The following is an 18,115-nucleotide window of genomic DNA, read 5'->3' on the forward strand; positions in this document are numbered from 1 at the left end:
GGTTTAGCGTGGGAAGAGGGGGGATGGGAAGGGGGGTTAGTTTTCCTTGACGAATTCGAAGGTGTCTACGGAATTTTGTATTAATGTGTCCAGGTAATGACGCTTTGAGCTTGGTGCACTGTTAGTGAGGCCTCTATCTAGGACTTCTTTGTTTACATGGGCAGCGGGGTCTTGAGCGAACAGCCATTCCCACGACAGAATAGCTAGATCGAGTTCGTTCGGCATAAGAATTTTGTTGAAAGCCTGTTCAGGGGGCTCAGCCCCAAGATACCTATTGAACCCGAGTTGTGAAAAAATCTGTTCTTTTAGTGAGGGAGGAAAAGTTTGCAGTGTGCGAAGCGATTTTAAAGCCGATGGTGAAATCGTTTTTAATGCAATTAGGCCCGCTGATAGGTACCACTCAAGTCTTGCTGCATTCTTAGACGCAGTCGAGCAAAGCATTGCGTCTGTTAGAATTGTATTGGTGTCGCGCAAGCTGAAGTTGGGTAAGTGCTGAAACGCTTTGAAATATACCTCAAATGCGAACAGGTAATTCTCATTTTGCATGCCAAGCTCTAGGGCTTGTTTTTTGAAATATGTGTAAAGTTTGCCTGCTGTGTCACGCGTGCCTGCCTTTAGAGGCAAGGGCATGCGAATTCTGTAAAACTTCTGCAAATATTTACTCGCATTCGCGCCCGCTCCGTACCGCGCTCGCACGGAGTTCTCCAATTCCGTCAGGTTCACCCCCAACACGAAATGCACGTTCGGGACGTTGAAGAAGTGTTTGATCACTTCCAGCAGGTTCAGCGCGTAATCCGGGCGGCAGCGGTCCAGTTCGTCCACGACGATGACGAGTTTTTGTTCTGCGGCGAGCTCTGTCAGGTAGGTGCGAAACCCGTCCATTGCTTGAGTACGTGTATCTTCCGCTTGCCAAAACGAACCGATGGCTTTGGCGGCTTCGGAACTCGCATTTTCGAGCATTTCGTCCAAGGAACTTTCGTCCGGGTTTTCGATGTCCATAATGGCTTCGGTTGCAGCGGTTCCGAGAGCCAGCCGGAGTGCTGCCCGCCCCAGAATGGGGGCGTATTTTTTGGCTTTGCCTGAGAGGGCTTTCAGTTTTGCAATGCGTTGTTGTTCTGCCTCATCGGCGGTCTTCGGCTTTAGGCTTTCGATCCGGTCCGAGACTTCTTTGAAGATCGACACGAGTGGATCCCCCATGAAGTCATTCTTAAACGCATCAAAGTAAACAGTGGTCGCTTCGCCGCCGTTGTCTTTCGTATGAGCGCCCACCCAGCATTTCAAAAACACCGACTTGCCCGCGCCCCATGGGGCGTCGACGGCGATGACCATCGGTTCTTCGATCCTCTCGACAAGATCGGAGAGTTTCTTGCCGTCGGACGCGCGCCCGAGGTCGGACGCGGCTTCGAAGCCTTGTTTGTATAGTTTGATTTCTGGTTCCGGGACGGTCAGGCGCTGGCCACTCATAGAAATGCTCCGATGCTCGAAATAACGAAGTCAGTGTATGAGGGCTTATGAGGCGAGGTCCAGTCTCACACCCTCTTCTCAAAAAACAAATCCGGGTAGGGATCGTCGTTGAACCGGTCGATCTCGGTCCAGCCCAACCGCTGATACAGTCCCGCCGCTTCCGGCAGGGCCGAGTTGGTGTCCAGCCTTAGTGTGGTGATGCCCATGGTCCGGGCGTGGGCCTCGGCCTCGGTCATCAGGCGTTTGGCCAGTCCTAGGCCGCGCGCAGACGGCGCGACCCAGAGGCGTTTGATTTCGGCGTAGCCTTTATCCGTGCCCTTGAGGCCGACGCAGCCCGACGGCAATCCGTCGGACAGGGCGACGAGGAATGTCCCGCGCGGGGGGCGCATGTCTTCGGAGCCGGCGCGGGCGGCCAGGGCGGGGTCGTAGCCCATGGAGAGGCGGGTGGCGAGTTCGGCGTAGTAGCTTTCCAGACAGTGAAAGGCGGTCGGGCTGTCGGGGTCCATGGCGCGGATCTCGATCCGGTCGCGGCCCAGTGCGGAGGCGATCAGGTCCATGGCGGCGAGGAGGGCTTGGGGGTGCGGGTGGCGGTCCAGAAGCGTTTGGGCGCGGGTGTCGGAGAGGGTTTCGTAGGCGGCGTATTCGTTTTGGCCCGCGGGCGTGAGGCGCGCGATGCGGCGGCGTTTGTCGGTGGGGTCTTCGGCGACCTCGATCAGGCCTTCGTCTTCGAGCCCGCGCAGGAGGCGGGAGAGGAGGCCGGTGTCGAGATCGAGGAAGGCGCGGATGTCGGAGACGGCGCGTCCAGAGGGGCCGATGGCATTGAGCACGCGGGCCGCGCCGAGCGGGCGGCCGCGACCGAGAAAGCTCTGGTCCAACACGCCGGTTTCGGTGGTCACGGCGCGGTTGAAACGACGGATGCGGGCAATTGGGGAGAGGGTCATGGAGGTGCCTGACTTCGGTCTGATATTTTTGCTGACTTTAGTCAGGAAAAATGCGCTGTCAAGCGAGAGCGATTGACAGGCGACCGGCTTGCCGCCATGCAGAACGCCATGCAATTGCCCATGCGTTATGAGCTGCCCTATGCCCGCCCCGGTCAGGTGATCGGGTTACTGGGGGGATCGTTCGATCCCGCCCATGAGGGGCATGTGCATATCACCAAGATGGCGCTGAAACGGTTCGGGCTTGATCGGGTGTGGTGGCTTGTGAGCCCCGGCAACCCGTTGAAGGCGGAGGGACCTGCGCCGATGGAGCGGCGGCTGTCCCATGCGCGGCAGATCATGCAGCACCCGAGGGTCGAGATTACAGACATCGAGGCGCACACCGGCACGCGCTATACGGCGGCGACGCTCAGGGCGCTCAAGCGGCTTTATCCCGGCGTGACCTTCGTCTGGCTGATGGGGGCGGATAACCTTGCGCAATTCCACCTCTGGCAGGATTGGCGCGAGATCATGGAGACGACGCCGGTGGGCGTCATTGCCCGGCCCGGCAAGCGGGGGGCAGCGCGCAATTCGGTGGCGGCGCAGAGCTTTGCCCATGCGAAGCTGACGCCCTGGTCGTCGCGGCTATTGGGGCGCTGCGGGGTGCCGTGCTGGTGTTTCATCAACGTGCCGATGTCGGATGCCTCCTCGACGGAGATCCGGGCGCGGGGCGGTTGGGACCGGGGGTGATCGGGGAAACTGCGACGGGGAGCGAAAGTCGTGATTTCCCGTCTTGCCCGGATCGTCAAGCCGCGCTTAACTCGCGGCCATGACTGGGTATGATTTTTCTCGAATGAACCGACGGACGGCGCTTGGGCTCTTGTTGGGCGGCGCGGCACAGGCCTCTGCGGCGGGGGCATGGGCGGAGGGGCTGATCGCTTCGGCGATCCCGAAGCCGCGCCCGGCGGATTTGCACAAACGCGCGCTTCCGGCGGGGGAGGCACTGGTTGCCGCCTCCGGTCTGACGGGGCATGTGAGCTACGCCGTGTCGCCCAGCGCCGGGGGCGAGATGTACGAGGTGCATGAGCCGCTGCTGCGCCTGCCGCCCGCCTCGGTGGCGAAGACGGTGACGGCGCTATATGCGCTGCATCATCTGGGGGCGGAGCACCGGTTCGTGACACGGGTGCTGGCGAGCGGGCCGGTCGTGAACGGCGTGGTGCAGGGCGATCTGGTGCTGGTCGGCGGCGGCGATCCGACGCTCGACACCGACGGGCTCGGGATGCTTGCGGGCAAGCTGCGCGAGGCGGGGATCACCGGGGTCAAAGGGCAGTTTTACGTCGACGATACGGCGCTGCCGCGGATCGAGGAGATCGACGGCGCGCAGGTGGAATACGCGGGGTATAATCCGACGATTTCCGGGCTGAACCTGAATTACAACCGGGTGCATTTCGAGTGGAAGCGTCAGGGCGAGGACTACAGCCTCAAGATGGACGCGCGCGCGGAACGCTATGCGCCGGATGTGCGGATCGCGCGGATCAGCGTGGCTGCGCGGGACCTGCCGGTGTTCGATCACGTTGCCGGGCAGGGGCGGGACGAATGGACCGTGGCGCGGGGGGCCTTGGGCAATGGCGGCGCGCGGTGGTTGCCGGTGCGGCTGCCGGGGCTTTACGCGGCGGAGGTGTTTCAGGCGGTGGCGGCGACGCAGGGGGTGCGCCTGCCGCAGGGGCAGCGCAAAGCCATGGGCGGCACGGAAGTGGCGCGGATCGAGAGCGCGCCCTTGAGCCTCGTGGTGCGTGACATGCTGAAATATTCGACCAACCTGACGGCGGAGGTCATCGGGTTGACGGCGAGCCGGGCACGGGGGCTTGCGCCCGCCACGCTTGCGGCGTCGGCGCAGGCGATGAGCGACTGGGCACAATCGGCGCTGGGCATGCGGCATGTGGCGCTGGTGGATCACTCGGGGCTCGGAGGCGCGTCGAAAGTGACCACAGTGGATATGGTGCATATGCTGAGCGCGCCGGGGGTCGAGGCGACGCTTGCGCCGCTGATGAAGCCGATCCCGATGCGCGATGCGAAAGGCAATGTGATCCAGAACAGCCCGGTGAGCGTGCACGCCAAGACCGGGACGCTGGATTTCGTTTCCGCGCTGGCGGGCTATGCCGATGCGCCGGGCGGCGGGCGGATGGCTTTTGCGATCTTCGCCGCCGACGTGCCGCGCCGTGAAGCGGCGAAAGCGGCGGGGGCGGAAGAGCGGCCAGAGGGCGCGCGGACGTTCAACACGCGGGCGAAGAAGCTACAGCAGGCGCTGATCGAGCGCTGGGCGGGGGTTTATGCGGGGTGAGGTTCTGAGAATTGCTTAAATTGAGATTTGTTTTAGTACTGTTTTTGTCGTTGATCTGTCGTGCTGCACTCTCTGATGAAATGCGCGTGATCAAAGATCCGACACTCTGCTATATCGTCATCCATCAGCAGAAGGTTGCTTCAGGCTGTTTGGAGACCCCCGCAAGCGCTCTGGCGTTTAAGTCAGACAGGTTACTTTACGTTGAGAACGAGGTTTTTCGCGCAGCTTCCAAATTGACCGTGACAAGGTTCGAAGAGACGGCCTTTGGTGCTGAATACCCGCGTGTCGTCGCATGTGTTGAGGATAAAGCATGTCGTTCTCAACTGCCCAAAGACTTCGCCCATTTCTTTATTGAACCTCAGGCGCAATACTGGCGCGCCGAAGCCTGGTTTGACCCCGAGACGTATACTATTGAGGCGGAGCAGAGTATCCTTGAGCCACGCATCACGTTGATGCGGTCGAAGAGTGGTTCTTTTCTCTTCATCGTTCCGAGCCTCGCAGCCGACGAGATGTACAAGTATTACCTCTTTGACTAAGGCAAGTCGGGCGGCTCCTTTGTGGCCTTCCGTTAAGCCTTACCCCGCCACCTCATGCACCAGCATATACCGCGCCCGCGCGCCGCGTTCGATGGCGGCGGCGTGCAACCGGTCGATGTTCAACTCATAGCGAATCTCTTCCAGGAGACGCAGCTCGGCCTCGTAGGTGTGGCCATCGGCGGCGGCGACGTCGCAGGCCAGCGCATAGGCGGTCTCGTGGAGATACTCCGGCAGGTTGTCGCGAATGAGGCCGAAGAGCGCGTCGAGCCCGTCCTCTTCGGAGAACAGGTCGAAGACGGTGGAGGAGACCACCTTGATCCGGTCGGTGTCATAGGACCCGAAGACCGGCAGGTGGTTGACGATATTCTCGATGGTGACAAGCTCCGCGGTGCGGATGTTCTCGTCGGACATGGACTGGGCGATCATCACGGCGACGAGACAGTCCTGCGGGGTCAGGGAATGGGGAATATCGTTCATTTTCTTGGCTCCTCATGGGGCATGTGCGGTCAAACAATATTGACGGAAGAGGGGAGGGGCAATAGGAGTTGCGCCTTGCGGGAGAGACCCGCGTGTTAAAAGGATTGCTGAAAATGACGGACCTGCGTGATGCCGGTATGAGCTCGAAAGCCTGGCCCTTTGAAGAGGCCCGGACTGTACTCAAACGGTATGAGGCATCCAAGGACAAGAAGGGCTATGTGCTCTTTGAGACCGGCTACGGTCCGTCGGGTCTTCCGCATATCGGGACCTTTGGCGAGGTGCTGCGCACGACGATGATCCGCCGCGCGTTCGAGGTGATCTCGGATGTGCCGACGCGGCTGATCTGTTTTTCGGACGATATGGACGGGATGCGCAAAGTGCCGTCGAACGTGCCGAACCAGAAGCTGTTGCACGAGAACCTGCATAAACCGCTGACCTCGGTGCCGGACCCGTTCGAGGAGTTCGAGAGCTTCGGCCATCACAACAACGCCATGCTGCGCCGGTTCCTCGACACGTTCGGGTTCGAGTATGAATTCTATTCGGCGACCGAGTTTTACAAAACCGGCCAGTTCGACGAGATCCTGAAACGCGCGGTCGAGAAATACGACGACGTGATGAAAGTGATGCTGAAATCCCTGCGCGAAGAGCGCCAGCAGACCTATTCGATCTTCCTGCCGATCCACCCGGAAACGGGGCGGGTGCTTTATGTGCCGATGAAATCGGTGAACCGGGACGATTATACGATCACGTTCGACGACGAGGACGGTCGCGAATGGACGCTGCCGGTCACCGGCGGGGCGGTGAAACTGCAATGGAAACCGGATTTCGGCGCGCGCTGGGCGGCGCTCGATGTCGATTTCGAGATGTACGGCAAGGATCACTCGACCAACACGCCGATCTACGACCGGATTTGCGAAATCCTCGGCGGCAAGAAGCCGGAACACTTCACCTATGAGCTGTTCCTCGACGCCAATGGCGAGAAAATCTCCAAGTCGCGGGGCAACGGTCTGTCGATCGACGAATGGCTGACCTATGCCTCGACCGAGAGCCTCGCCTATTTCATGTACCAGAAGCCGAAAACCGCGAAACGGCTGCATTTCGACGTCATCCCGCGGATGATGGACGAATATCACCAGCAACTTCGCGCCTATCCGGGACAGGATGCGGCGCAGAAGGCGGCGAACCCGGTGTTCCACATCCACGGCGCCGATGTGCCGCTGTCCGATATGGTGGTGCCGTTCTCGATGCTTCTGAACCTCGCGTCTGTCGCGGGTGCGGAAGAGAAAGAGCAGCTTTGGGGCTTTATCCAGCGTTATGCGCCGGACGCGTCGCCCGAGGCCAACCCGCAGCTCGATGCGGCGGCGGGCTATGCGGTGCGCTATTACAACGACTTCGTGAAGCCGGAGAAAGTGTTCCGCGCGCCGACGGACGCAGAACGCGCGGCGATGGAAGATCTCAAGGCGGCGTTCGGTTCGGCCGAGGTGGCTTTGGCCGCGATTGCCAGGAAGAACGCCGATATGGGCTCGGACGAGGCGCTGCCGGAGGCGGATTTCACGGATGGCGATTTCCTCCAGAGCATCGTTTTCGCGGTCGGCAAGAACCACGGGTTCGAAAACCTGCGCGACTGGTTCAAGGCGCTCTACGAGGTGCTTTTGGGCCAAAGCCAAGGTCCGCGTTTCGGGTCCTTCGCGGCGCTTTACGGCGTGACCGAGACCATCGCGCTGATCGACAAAGGTCTGTCGGGCGAACTGTCGTAAGTCTTATTTCAGACGTGTTTTCAAAGGGCTGCCCTTCGGGGTGGCCCTTTTCAGTTGGAATTGCGCCAGAGCCGATACCAGACGGACCAGCGGCGCGACAGGGTGTCGGGCGTGTCGGCCAGAAGCCGCGCGCCATCGAGGAAGGTCTGTTTCTCAAGCGTCTCGATGCGGTCGGCCAGACCCTGCTCCAACACCTTGAGCGGCGCTTTGGCAAGACCTGCGGCGCGGGCCTCTTCGCCCAGAACATGCAGGTCGTGATGTTTCCCCAAAAGCTCGCCCAAGGCTTCGGCGGCGGTGAGATGCGCGGCCATCGCCTCCGGCCAGATCGGGGCGAGGATCTGGGCGTGGTAGAAATGGTATTTCACATGTTTGCGCCAGGTGTGGAAATCCTCCGGGGCGCGGGTTTCGCGGGCGTGCTCCATCGCGTCGCGGGCCTCGGCGTAGGTCTTTGACAGGCCGGGAAAGATCGCCCTGCGCCCGCTGTGCCGCAGGGACCACTGGGCGGAACTGTCCCGAAGCGCAGTAAGCGCCGCGCCGGTGTCGCGCAGCAGGGCCACGGACGGATCGCCATAGGCGGCATCGCGGCGCATCCCCAGCTCCGTGAGGTAAGGCCCCAGAGGATCGTCGGGCAGGGCGACATAATCCGCGACATGGCTGAGCGTGTCGCAGCGCACCTTGATGTCGCGCAGCGCCGAGAGGGTGCGCCCGATGTCGCGCAGGGCCTGATCGGCGGCTTTGAAACCGTCGAAATCCGGGCGCACGAGACGGATCAGCCCGCGCATCTCCTTGAGACGCTTGCGAATGTCGTGCACGGCCAGCATCCGGGTCTCGGGCGTTTCGGCGCCGGTCGCTTCGATCGCGCGGGTCAGACGATCCTCGGCAATACGCCGGAGCGCGGCGCCCATGTCGGGGTCTTTCGGACGTATGTGATAGCTCATGATCACCTCTCCCGCCGAACATAGGACAGGATATGTGACCCGTCTATGACATCTGCGCCAGCACAGGCGATGTTGCGTGCGCGCCGGACGGGGCGTCCGCAGGGTTAACAGCGCCGTTAATCCCCTTGGGGTAGATCTTTTCGCATCTCAGGGCACATGCGCGCGCCTTGGGTTTCCATGACGAGACATTGCGATTGAGCGCGTCCGGGGCTCCGGAGGCGCGGGGTGCCGTCATGCAGATCGGTGCGCATCGGATTGAAGGATTGAAAGGGGTTCGGATGAACAAGGCCATAACAGATGGGCTGGTGCTGATGCCGCCGGCGTTCGAGAACGGTCTGGACGTATGGTCCAGCGAAGACGGCACGCCCGGTTCGGCGACCTATGACGGGGCGGCGAATGCCTCTCTGGTGGTGGCGGATGCCGATTTCGGCGGGTGCCTCGAGATCGTCAAAAACACCACTCTGACCAAGCTGCGCTATATGGGCGAAACGCCGCTTCAGCCGGGGATGTATCTTCAGATCAAGGCGCGGGTGAAGGCGATTTCCGGCAACCTGCCGTCGGTTCGCATCGCGGGGTGGGCCGGGAACGGTGCGCTCGCCCATGTCACGGGGCTGACCGAGATCGGCGCGGAGACGGTGCTCACCGCCTATGGCGAGGTGGTCGAGGTGACGGCCATCGTCGGCTCCGGCCAGCGTGGCGGGGTCGATATGCCTTGGGGGATCGAGCCGGTCTACGGTCATTTCGGGCTCGATCTTATGGGCGCGAATGGCGGCACGGTGCGGATCGACGATATCGTGATCGAGGATGTCTCCGAATGGTTTCTGGCCGACAGTTCCGGCTCGATCGACGTGCGCGATTATGGCGCTGTGGGCGATGGGGTGACCGACGATCACGAGGCGTTCAACGCCGCCAATACCGCCGCCGCAGGGCGTCGGGTGATCGTGCCGGAAGGCGTGTATTACCTTGGCGATACGGTCTCTTTCACCGAAGAGGTGACCTTTGACGGCACGGTGACCATGTCGGCGGCGAACCGCCTCGTGCTGCGCAAGAATTTCCACCTGAACGCCTATATCGACGCTTTTGGCGACGAGGTCGAAGGGCTGAAACGCGCCATTCAGGCGATGTTCTACTATACCGATCACGACAGTCTCGACATGCGCGGGCGGCGGGTCGAACTGGATCAGCCGCTGGATGTGGCGGAGATCACCGGGGCGACGTCGCTTGAGGTGCGCCGGGTGATCCGCAACGGCCAGATCACCACGGTTGCGTCGAGCGACTGGGACAATGAGGTGGCGACTTCGACCGCGAGCTACAGCGTGGCTTCGCCCAAGACCCTGAGCAATGTCACGAATATCGCCAATATCAAGGTCGGCAGTCTGGTGACCGGCACCGGTGTCGGGCGCGAGGTCTATGTTCAGGCGGTGAATGTCGGCAACCAGTCGCTGACGCTCAGCCAGCCGCTTTACGCGCCGAATACGAGCCAGACCTACACGTTCACGCGGTTCAAATACGTGTTCGATTTCTCCGGGCTCTCGAAACTGTCGCAGTTTCAGCTCTCCGATGTCGAGCTTTTGTGCAACGGGCGGGCCTCGGGCGTGATGCTCTCGCCGGGCGGCAACAATTTTCAGCTCCGCGACGTCCATATCAAATCGCCGCTGAACCGGGGCGTGACCTCGATCGGGGGCGGCTGTCAGGATCTTCATATCGACCGCTGTTCCTTCGTCTCGAACGAACAGTCGGTACGGGCGGATCAGCGCCAGTCGATTGCCTTCAACATCAACTCGAACGACTGCAAGATCCGCGACAACCGGTTCCAGCGTTTCGGGCATACCGGCATCGTGTTCGGCAACGGGCATATGTTTGTCGGCAACCATTGGTTCCAGGGCGACGAGGATACCGACAGCCCGCGCATGGCGGGGCTGGTGTTCACCTATCCGAACGTGAAATCCATCGTGACCGGCAACTATATCGACAACTCTTTTATCGAGATGACGAACGAGCACGATGCCGCGCCGGAGTTTTCGTCGGAATATTCCTTTGGCGGGCTGACCGTCACGGGCAATATTTTCACGGTGAACGACTCGGCGAGCAATTTCTCCTGGATCGTGATCAAGCCCTATGGTGCGGGGCATTTCCTTCAGGGGCTGGCGGTGCAGAACAACACGTTCAAATCGCTCAACGGCTTCATCGACCGGGTCGACACGGTGGACACCACCTTTGCCGATCTGGCGTATAACTCGACGCGCAACGTGACCTTTGAGGGCAATACGTTCAACGGGGTGTCGCAGCTCACGATCAACCCGGTGTCGGCGGAGTTTACCCAGAGCACGGCTTCGACCGACTGGGTGCTCGATCCTTCGGGCTATCTGCCGTTCGGGGGCTGGGCGCGGGTGGTGGAGAGCCTCGTGTTCCGTAATGCGCTGACCGATGCCTCGGGGAATGCGGTGGCCGTGACGCCCTATGTGACGGTGAACTATGGCAGTTCGAACAACCAGATCCGGCTGACCTTCCCGCAGGCGGTGAAGGGCACGGTCAATATGATCGCGCGGATGGATCGCCCGATCTGAGGGCTGTCAGAGAAGAGGCGGCAAACCGGGCGGCTTTGGCGGCCCGGTTTTTATGGCCTGTTTAAGCCAGGCTCAGATCGTCCGGGGTCAGGCGATAGGCCTTGCCGAAGCCGCCGTTGAGATCGGCGGACAGGGGCATGAAACTGACAAATGTGAAATCCGCGAAATCTATGTAAAGCTGGGCTTTCGGGTGGTGCGTGAGCCAGGCGGCACGATGTGCGGCATGCTCTTCGGTGCCGTGCGGGACGAAGCGGGTTTCCACCGCGACGGACAGGCGCGGGAAGGCGAGCGGATCGCCTTTCGTGGGCGCTTCGCCAAGCAAAAGCCCGGCGCGCGGTGCGGCGCGCAGCGCTTTGGTATGGGCCGAGAGATCGGAGACCAGCGTCAGCCAGCCGTTGTTGCCCCCGAGGCCAAAGGCGATGCGGGTGACATGCGGGGCGCCGCTGTCGGGATCGAGCACGGCGAGGGCGGCGATGCGCGCGCCACGGATCAACTCCTGCGCCATGGCGCGGGCCTCGGCGTCGGTCGGGCGGATCGGGGAAGGTTTGTCCTCTGTCATGGCCCTTTGTTAACGGGCAAAGCACGGGCTGGCCAGAGAAAACAGAGTTTTATAGTCAGGATTTGTGTCGGCCCATCTGTGGACTGTCTACATCGGGCTCAGAGTGCGGCGTAGCGTTCGACCGTGGCGTTCAGCTCTTGCAGGAAGAACTCCACGCTCACGGAAATTTCGTGCAATTCCATGGGGTCGAGCCGCCCGACCTGTGCGGCTTCGAACAAGGTGACGAGGCTGCTCCATTCCTGCCAGTGATTGAAATTGTCCAGCTCGATGTCCGCGGTCGGCGGCGGCGGAAGCTGCATCTCCGTGGAGGAGAAGGTCAGGCCGAAGGCGGAGTCGTTGAACAGGACGAGGGTCTGTTGCAGGTGTGCAAGCTGATCCGGGGCGCCGGGCGCGGTGTCGGCCATCTGGAGCAGGCAGACCTCCTTGCCCGCTTTCTGGATCAGCATCCGCTGCCGCCCGGCGATGTCGATCATCCGGCCGAGAGCGGGGTCGGTATCCGAGGCCACAGCCTTGTAGCGGGCGTCGAGATGTTGCACCAGCGCGTTGGACGCCTTGAGCAGATCGACGGACAGATCGGAGAGCGCGGCATAGTCGTCATAGCCCGTGAGCGTGCCTGCGTTGAACCGGTCGATCCCGGCCTTGAAATCCACCCAGACGGTTTCGATCCCGGACATGAGCCCGAGCGCTTCGGGATCGGTTTCGGGCGTGAACTGCGCAGGCCCGCCACCGTCTTTCAGCGTCTTCAGGGATGATTTGAAGGTAAATTCCGAGGTCAGCAGAATTTTCTTGTTCGCCATGGTGTCGATGCCAAGCCCGGCATTGCACATGGCCCGCACCATGCGTTGGCTCAGCATGCGCTGGCGACCGGCAACGTCGAGTTTGAGCTGCAATTCCGTATCGGCCAGCGCGCGCTGTGGCAGCAGAGCCGCGAGCAGCCCGATCAGGAGCAGAGAGACGAGGGGGCGCGACAGGAAACGGGGCATGGAGAGGCCTTTTCGGTCTGGGGCGATCTGCGGCGAGGAGTGACTCGCGGGCAGGTTAGGCCAAAAGGTTTGACAGCCTCTTAATGCCGCCACCGGAAACCGCGTTCAGGCGGCTTGCCGCGTGGTTTTCTGCGCCGCGATGCGGTAGCCCTGCCCCCAGACGGTTTCGACCAGCTCCGGGTCGCCGCCGCAGGTCTCGATCTGTTGCCGGATGCGGCTCAGATAGACGTTGATGATGCGGGCATCGGGTTCGTCGTCCCAGGCGTAGAGATGGTTCATCAACGCTTCGCGGGTCACGAGACATTCGCGATGCAGCATCAGCATTTCGAGGATTTCATATTCCTTGCGGGTCAGTTGCAATGTCTTGGTCCCGATGGAGGCGGAGATGGTTTCGGTGTTGAGCACCAGAGCGCCGACGCGCAGCTCCTTGCTGGCATAGCCCCCGGTGCGGCGCACGGCGGCCTTGATCTTGGCGGCCAGCATGGCGGGCTGAACCGGGCCATAGATCACATCGTCCGCGCCCATGTCATAGGCCTTCTTGCGGGTCTCCCAGCTTGCGTCTTCGGTCAGCGCATAGATCGGCATCAAGGCGTCCTTGCGGCGCAGTTGTGCGATCAGTTTGAGCGCATTGAGGTCGGGCATGTCGAGGTCGAGCACGACAGCGCTCTGTTCGCCGAAATCGGCGAAATCCATCAATTCGCGCCCGTCGTTGACCCGGGTCACGAGCATCCCGGCCTCGGTCAGGCCGGTGGCGGCAATCATGGCGTTCCAGTTGGTTTCGGCAAGCAGCACACGCATTTCAATATCCTTTCGGGGCATCTCCCGATGGCGGAATTCCTCGGTTTCGCAGTCGGGGGAGTGGGTCCGTTCTGGACATTGTCCGGGCGCCGTTTTCTGCGCCTCGATGAGAGATGAATTGAATTTTAGCTAAACCATGTGCGGCTCTGGCAAGGATTTGTTATGGTTAACATCCTGAAATCGCGAGAAAACCAAAGGGACTCGGGGCGTCGGCAAGGAATGCGGCGAGGCTTGGGCGAAAGCGCGGTTTGACTTGGGAGAATGTCCGAAAAACTCTGGTTAACGGAGAGGGAAGACCCCGGAGAGAGTTTTGCGGAATGCGAAAGGACTAGCGGGGGAGGGATGATTCTCCAAATCCGGACTCGCTAAAATGCGAGACAGTCTTACACTGACGACATTGGCTCAGATCAGGGAGGAGACGATGCCAGTTATTTCACAGGACACGACCTGTCAGACGGTTCTGACGACATTCGAGACGACGCCGGGCGTGGCGCAGGATCTGATGGAGGCGTTGCAAGCCGCCTATGCGGAAGTGATCTCGCAGCAGCCGGGGTTCATTTCGGCGGCGCTGCATATCAACGACGCGCAGACAAGGATCGCGAATTATTCGCAATGGGAACGGCGCGAGGATTATCAGGCGATGCTGCGCACCGAGGAAATGCGCAAACGCAACCGGGAGATCAACGGCATGTGCAAGTCGTTCGAACCGGTGATGTATGATGTGGAGGGGGTCTATTGATGCGCTCGGCTTTGATGTTTTCGATGATGGCCCTTGGGCTTGGCGGAGCGGCACTGGCCGATCCGGTGGGGATCACGCCGGATATGATGGCCGCGACGGTGGAGACGCCCACGGGGCCGGTGGAGATTTCCCGCATTCAGGACAATGCCAACGAGGTGAGCGGCACATGGGCCCAGACCTCGCGGCCCTGTCCGAATTTCTGCATCCAGCCGATGACGCCCGCCGAAGGGGTGACCACGATCGGCGAGCTTGAGCTGATTGCGATGTTGCAGGACCCGGACGCGATGGTGCTCGACAGCCGGGTGAAACCGGATTTCGACGGCGGCGCGATCCCCGGCGCGGTGCATATGCCCTACACAGAAGCGGCGGACCGGCTGGGGGAACTCGGCTGTGAACCGGATTTCGAAGGCTTCATCTGCGAGGGCGATCAGGTCAAGACCGTGGCGCTTTATTGCAACGGGCCGTGGTGCGGCCAGTCGCCGACGGCGGCGCGGCGGATGATCGAAGCGGGCTTTCCGGCGGAGAAGATTTTCTACTACCGCGGCGGGATGCAGGTCTGGCGGATGCTGGGGCTGACGGTGGTGGTGCCGGAGTGACATGGTCTAAAGCGTCACGCCTTTAACCTGAGACATCAGATGAAGGCGAGGCGCGTGCAACGCTTATGTCTTGTCCTGCGGTCCGTCAAAATCTGTGTCTCAGGTTTTTGGCGGACCGCTTTAGGTCAGAGCAGAGATATCCGCTGCCAGTTTCTTGCCCGCGCGGTCCATGCTTGTGATGTAAATCGTTAACAGGGAGATCAGTGCGAGCACGAAACCGAGCCAGCCCGCCAGAAACGCGGCGACAAAAAGAGAAATCAGAAGCCAGACCAGCATTTTTTTGTGCATATGGCCTTTGGCGAAGTCATAGCGCTCTGAACGTGTCAGAAGGACTTCGGCACGTTCAGAAAAGTCGATCCCCTCGCCGGTGTCGAGATTGCGCAGCGCAACGCGCCTTTCTCTGCCGTCCCGGCAGGCATAGCTGATCGCAAGCATGGAACCGGTACGCCAGATGTCCGGCGCGTCGGTCAGGCTCAGGCGCTTTTCCGTACCGTCGTTGAGGCGCAGGAAAAGCGAGTCCTTGTTTGTCGTTGATGTCGAGGTCGATGTCGTCACGGGATCAATTCGACCCTGACCATTGTAAATGGACCCGCCGCCGCCACTGGTGGTGGTGGTCGTGTGCAGGGTCTGCGTGCGGTTGGCGGCCAGCACTTCGCCAACTTCGCGCCGAATGGTGATGTTCCAATCGAGCGTCGCAAGGTCGCTCTGCGCCGGAAGGTCGCGGGGCGAAATTCGGGTGCCACTTGAGGCGTCGGGTTGGGGCAGGGTCATTTAATTCTCTGAAATCTATTAAATTCTCAGGGATAAGATAACGTCTTCTCAAAAAGAGAAAAGGGGGAGTGAGAACCGTGTGCTCACCGTTTTTTCCCCCGTCCGGCCTTGCCGCCCCGCATCCCCGGCCTCCCCGCCGTCGACCGCCCGCTCTTCGCCTTCGCATCCGCCACCGCATCGTCCACCGCAGATTGCCGTGCCAGCGGGTCGTCATGCAGCACCAGATCGACGGTTTCGAGCCGCTTGATCTCGTCCCGGAGCCGCGCGGCTTCTTCGAATTCCAAATTCTCGGCGGCCACGCGCATGTCGGTTTTGAGGCCTTCCAAAACGGCCTGAAGGTTCTGCCCCGCCGCAGGCCGGTCGATGGTCGCGGTCACGCGGTTCATGTCCACGTCGCCCTGATAGAGCCCCGCCAGAATGTCGTCGACGTTCTTCTTGACGGTCTGCGGCGTGATGCCGTGTTCCTCGTTATAGGCCATCTGTTTCGCGCGGCGGCGGTCGGTCTCGTCCATGGCGCGCTGCATCGAGCCGGTGATCTTGTCGGCGTAGAGAATGACCCGGCCCTCGGCGTTCCGCGCGGCGCGGCCGATGGTCTGGATGAGCGAGGTCTCGGACCGCAGGAAGCCTTCCTTGTCGGCGTCCAGAATGGCGACAAGACCACATTCCGGGATGTCCAAACCCTCGCGCAACAGGTTGATGCCGACGAGCACGTCAAAGGCCCCAAGCCGCAGGTCGCGCAGGATTTCGATCCGCTCGATGGTGTCGATGTCGGAGTGCATGTAGCGCACGCGGACGCCCTGTTCGTGGAGGTATTCGGTGAGGTCCTCGGCCATGCGCTTGGTCAGCGTCGTGACCAGAACCCGCCGCCCCAGCTCGGCCATCCGCTTGGCTTCGTCCAAGAGATCGTCCACCTGCGTGTCCACCGGACGGATTTCCACCACAGGGTCCAAGAGGCCGGTCGGACGGATGATCTGTTCGACAAACACGCCGCCGGATTGCTCCAGCTCCCAGTCTTTGGGCGTCGCGGACACAAAGACCGACTGCGGGCGCATATCGTCCCATTCCTCGAATTTCAGAGGCCGGTTGTCCATGCAGGAGGGCAGGCGGAAACCGTGTTCCGACAGCGTAAATTTGCGCCGATAGTCGCCCCGGTACATGCCACCGATCTGCGGCACGGAGACATGGCTCTCGTCGGCAAACACAATGGCATTGTCGGGGATGAACTCGAACAGGGTGGGGGGCGGCTCCCCCGGCGCGCGGCCTGTCAGATAGCGCGAATAGTTCTCGATCCCGTTGCAAAAGCCCGAGGCCTCCAGCATCTCAAGATCGAAATTCGTGCGCTGCTCAAGGCGCTGCGCCTCAAGGAGTTTACCCTCGTCGGTGAATTTGATGAGCTGCTGTTTCAGCTCCTTCTTGATCCCCGCGATGGCCTGCCGGATCGTCGGTTTCGGCGTCACATAGTGGCTGTTGGCGTAGATGCGGACGTGTTCGAGCGTGTCGGTCTTCTTACCGGTGAGCGGGTCGAATTCGGTGATGCTCTCCAACTCCTCGCCGAAGAAGGAAAACTTCCATGCGCGGTCCTCCATGTGGGCGGGCCAGACTTCGAGACTGTCGCCGCGCACCCGGAAAGAACCGCGATCAAAGCCGGTGTCGTTGCGGCGATATTGCAACTCGACGAGTTCGCCCATGAGCTGGCGCTGGTCGTACTCCTGTCCCATTTGCAGGTCGATGGTCATCGCCATGTAAAGTTCGGGCGAGCCAAGGCCGTAGATGCAGGACACGGAGGCGACGATGATCACGTCATCGCGTTCGAGAAGCGCGCGGGTGGCGGCGTGGCGCATCCGGTCGATCTGTTCGTTGATCTGGCTTTCCTTCTCGATGAAGGTGTCGGAGCGCGGGACGTAGGCCTCGGGTTGGTAATAGTCGTAGTACGAGACGAAATATTCGACGGCATTTTCGGGGAAAAAGCCTTTGAACTCGCCGTAAAGCTGGGCGGCCAGCGTTTTGTTCGGGGCGAGGATGATGGCGGGGCGCTGAGTCTCCTCGATCACCTTGGCCATGGTAAAGGTCTTGCCCGTGCCGGTGGCGCCCAGGAGAACCTGATTGCGCTCGCCCGCTTCGATGGCGGCGGACAGCTCCGCGATGGCGGTCGGCTGGTCGCCGGAGGGCTCAAAGGCGCTGTGCATGATGAATTTCTTGCCGCCTTCGAGTTTCGGGCGGTGTTTCAGCTCCTTCGGCGGGTCGGTCATCAGGCGCGGGTCCATGGTGGTTCTTTCCATCGGGTGGGTCTTTGGGGGTGGTTAACAGATGATCCCTTTTTGTTCACGTTTCAAGTCTTGCGGGCAAGAGGGCTGAGGTTAACGAAGAGTTACCACTTTAAGGCGAATTATTTTCTATTTTTTACAACCATTGCGATATTTCCCCTTGTGCCGCGACCGTGTTCGGGCCTAACCTGTCATTGCAAGCAGCAGAAAAGACTGACCCGGCTGGTCGTGTACCACCCACCCCACCCCTCGCTCCCACGCGGCCGGTCGGGCAGTCACCCTAAACGTTTTATGCCCCGCCTTGGTTCGCAATGGCGGGTTTTCTTATGTCCAAGGCCGGATGGGATGCGCGAAGGGCTTGAAACGCTGTGAGGAAACGGGGATAACCGGCGCAAGGCAAAAAGGAGT

16 protein-coding genes are annotated in these 18,115 nt (G+C 61.0%); 7 read left to right on the forward strand and 9 right to left on the reverse strand.

Annotation, left to right across the window (positions count from 1 at the left end; genetic code table 11):
• Positions 1–36: 36 nt before the first annotated feature.
• Complete coding sequence (locus V1471_RS18585; protein WP_434290762.1) at positions 37–1,464, reverse strand: KAP family P-loop NTPase fold protein; 1,428 nt, start codon at positions 1,462–1,464, stop codon at positions 37–39.
• A gap of 65 nt (positions 1,465–1,529) precedes the next feature.
• Positions 1,530–2,405, reverse strand: a complete 876-nt coding sequence (locus V1471_RS18590; RefSeq protein ID WP_434290764.1) for a GNAT family N-acetyltransferase — start codon at positions 2,403–2,405, stop codon at positions 1,530–1,532.
• A gap of 120 nt (positions 2,406–2,525) precedes the next feature.
• Between V1471_RS18590 and V1471_RS18595 the strand changes: the two genes are divergently transcribed.
• From V1471_RS18595 to V1471_RS18605, 3 genes are all read left to right on the forward strand, one after another.
• On the forward strand, positions 2,526–3,131 hold the full coding sequence (locus V1471_RS18595; RefSeq protein ID WP_434290978.1) for a nicotinate-nucleotide adenylyltransferase: 606 nt from the start codon (positions 2,526–2,528) through the stop codon (positions 3,129–3,131).
• Between the two features lie 103 nt (positions 3,132–3,234).
• Complete coding sequence (dacB, locus tag V1471_RS18600) at positions 3,235–4,722, forward strand: D-alanyl-D-alanine carboxypeptidase/D-alanyl-D-alanine endopeptidase (RefSeq protein ID WP_434290766.1); 1,488 nt, start codon at positions 3,235–3,237, stop codon at positions 4,720–4,722.
• An 86-nt stretch (positions 4,723–4,808) separates the two neighbouring features.
• Complete coding sequence (locus V1471_RS18605) at positions 4,809–5,258, forward strand: hypothetical protein (protein ID WP_434290768.1); 450 nt, start codon at positions 4,809–4,811, stop codon at positions 5,256–5,258.
• Between the two features lie 39 nt (positions 5,259–5,297).
• On the opposite strand, the gene V1471_RS18610 is transcribed toward V1471_RS18605, so the two are convergent.
• Entirely contained in the window at positions 5,298–5,735 is a 438-nt protein-coding gene (locus V1471_RS18610) for a tellurite resistance TerB family protein (protein WP_434290770.1), read from the reverse strand.
• 113 nt (positions 5,736–5,848) lie between these two features.
• On the opposite strand from V1471_RS18610, the gene V1471_RS18615 reads away from it, so the two are divergent.
• The gene (locus V1471_RS18615) at positions 5,849–7,492 is read left to right on the forward strand and encodes a lysine--tRNA ligase (protein ID WP_434290772.1); all 1,644 of its coding nucleotides are present in this window, start codon (positions 5,849–5,851) and stop codon (positions 7,490–7,492) included.
• A 50-nt stretch (positions 7,493–7,542) separates the two neighbouring features.
• Here V1471_RS18615 and V1471_RS18620 read toward each other — a convergent pair whose 3' ends face one another.
• A complete protein-coding gene (locus V1471_RS18620; RefSeq protein WP_434290774.1) occupies positions 7,543–8,430 on the reverse strand; it encodes a CHAD domain-containing protein in 888 nt (295 codons plus the stop codon).
• A gap of 278 nt (positions 8,431–8,708) precedes the next feature.
• Between V1471_RS18620 and V1471_RS18625 the strand changes: the two genes are divergently transcribed.
• A complete protein-coding gene (locus V1471_RS18625; RefSeq protein WP_434290776.1) occupies positions 8,709–10,997 on the forward strand; it encodes a glycosyl hydrolase family 28-related protein in 2,289 nt (762 codons plus the stop codon).
• A gap of 61 nt (positions 10,998–11,058) precedes the next feature.
• On the opposite strand, the gene V1471_RS18630 is transcribed toward V1471_RS18625, so the two are convergent.
• The 3 genes from V1471_RS18630 to V1471_RS18640 form a co-directional block, all read right to left on the reverse strand.
• Complete coding sequence (locus V1471_RS18630; protein ID WP_434290778.1) at positions 11,059–11,556, reverse strand: HugZ family protein; 498 nt, start codon at positions 11,554–11,556, stop codon at positions 11,059–11,061.
• A 98-nt stretch (positions 11,557–11,654) separates the two neighbouring features.
• Positions 11,655–12,539, reverse strand: coding sequence for a type IV pili methyl-accepting chemotaxis transducer N-terminal domain-containing protein (locus V1471_RS18635; protein WP_434290780.1), 885 nt, complete (start codon positions 12,537–12,539; stop codon positions 11,655–11,657).
• Between the two features lie 105 nt (positions 12,540–12,644).
• The gene (locus tag V1471_RS18640; protein WP_434290782.1) at positions 12,645–13,337 is read right to left on the reverse strand and encodes a response regulator transcription factor; all 693 of its coding nucleotides are present in this window, start codon (positions 13,335–13,337) and stop codon (positions 12,645–12,647) included.
• A gap of 421 nt (positions 13,338–13,758) precedes the next feature.
• On the opposite strand from V1471_RS18640, the gene V1471_RS18645 reads away from it, so the two are divergent.
• Together V1471_RS18645 and V1471_RS18650 are read left to right on the forward strand one after the other, a co-directional pair.
• Positions 13,759–14,076 carry an antibiotic biosynthesis monooxygenase family protein gene (locus V1471_RS18645; protein ID WP_434290783.1) on the forward strand — a complete coding sequence of 106 codons (318 nt, stop codon included), beginning with the start codon at positions 13,759–13,761 and terminating at the stop codon, positions 14,074–14,076.
• A complete protein-coding gene (locus V1471_RS18650) occupies positions 14,076–14,672 on the forward strand; it encodes a rhodanese-like domain-containing protein (RefSeq protein WP_434290785.1) in 597 nt (198 codons plus the stop codon). Before V1471_RS18645 ends, V1471_RS18650 begins: the two co-directional genes overlap by 1 nt.
• Positions 14,673–14,792: 120 nt before the next feature.
• Here V1471_RS18650 and V1471_RS18655 read toward each other — a convergent pair whose 3' ends face one another.
• Together V1471_RS18655 and uvrB are read right to left on the reverse strand one after the other, a co-directional pair.
• Positions 14,793–15,443 carry a hypothetical protein gene (locus tag V1471_RS18655; RefSeq protein WP_434290787.1) on the reverse strand — a complete coding sequence of 217 codons (651 nt, stop codon included), beginning with the start codon at positions 15,441–15,443 and terminating at the stop codon, positions 14,793–14,795.
• 83 nt (positions 15,444–15,526) lie between these two features.
• On the reverse strand, positions 15,527–17,722 hold the full coding sequence (gene uvrB / locus V1471_RS18660) for an excinuclease ABC subunit UvrB (RefSeq protein ID WP_434290789.1): 2,196 nt from the start codon (positions 17,720–17,722) through the stop codon (positions 15,527–15,529).
• Positions 17,723–18,115 lie beyond the last annotated feature (393 nt).

The sequence above is a fragment of the Celeribacter sp. SCSIO 80788 genome (assembly GCF_051054295.1).
Classification (GTDB): domain Bacteria; phylum Pseudomonadota; class Alphaproteobacteria; order Rhodobacterales; family Rhodobacteraceae; genus Celeribacter.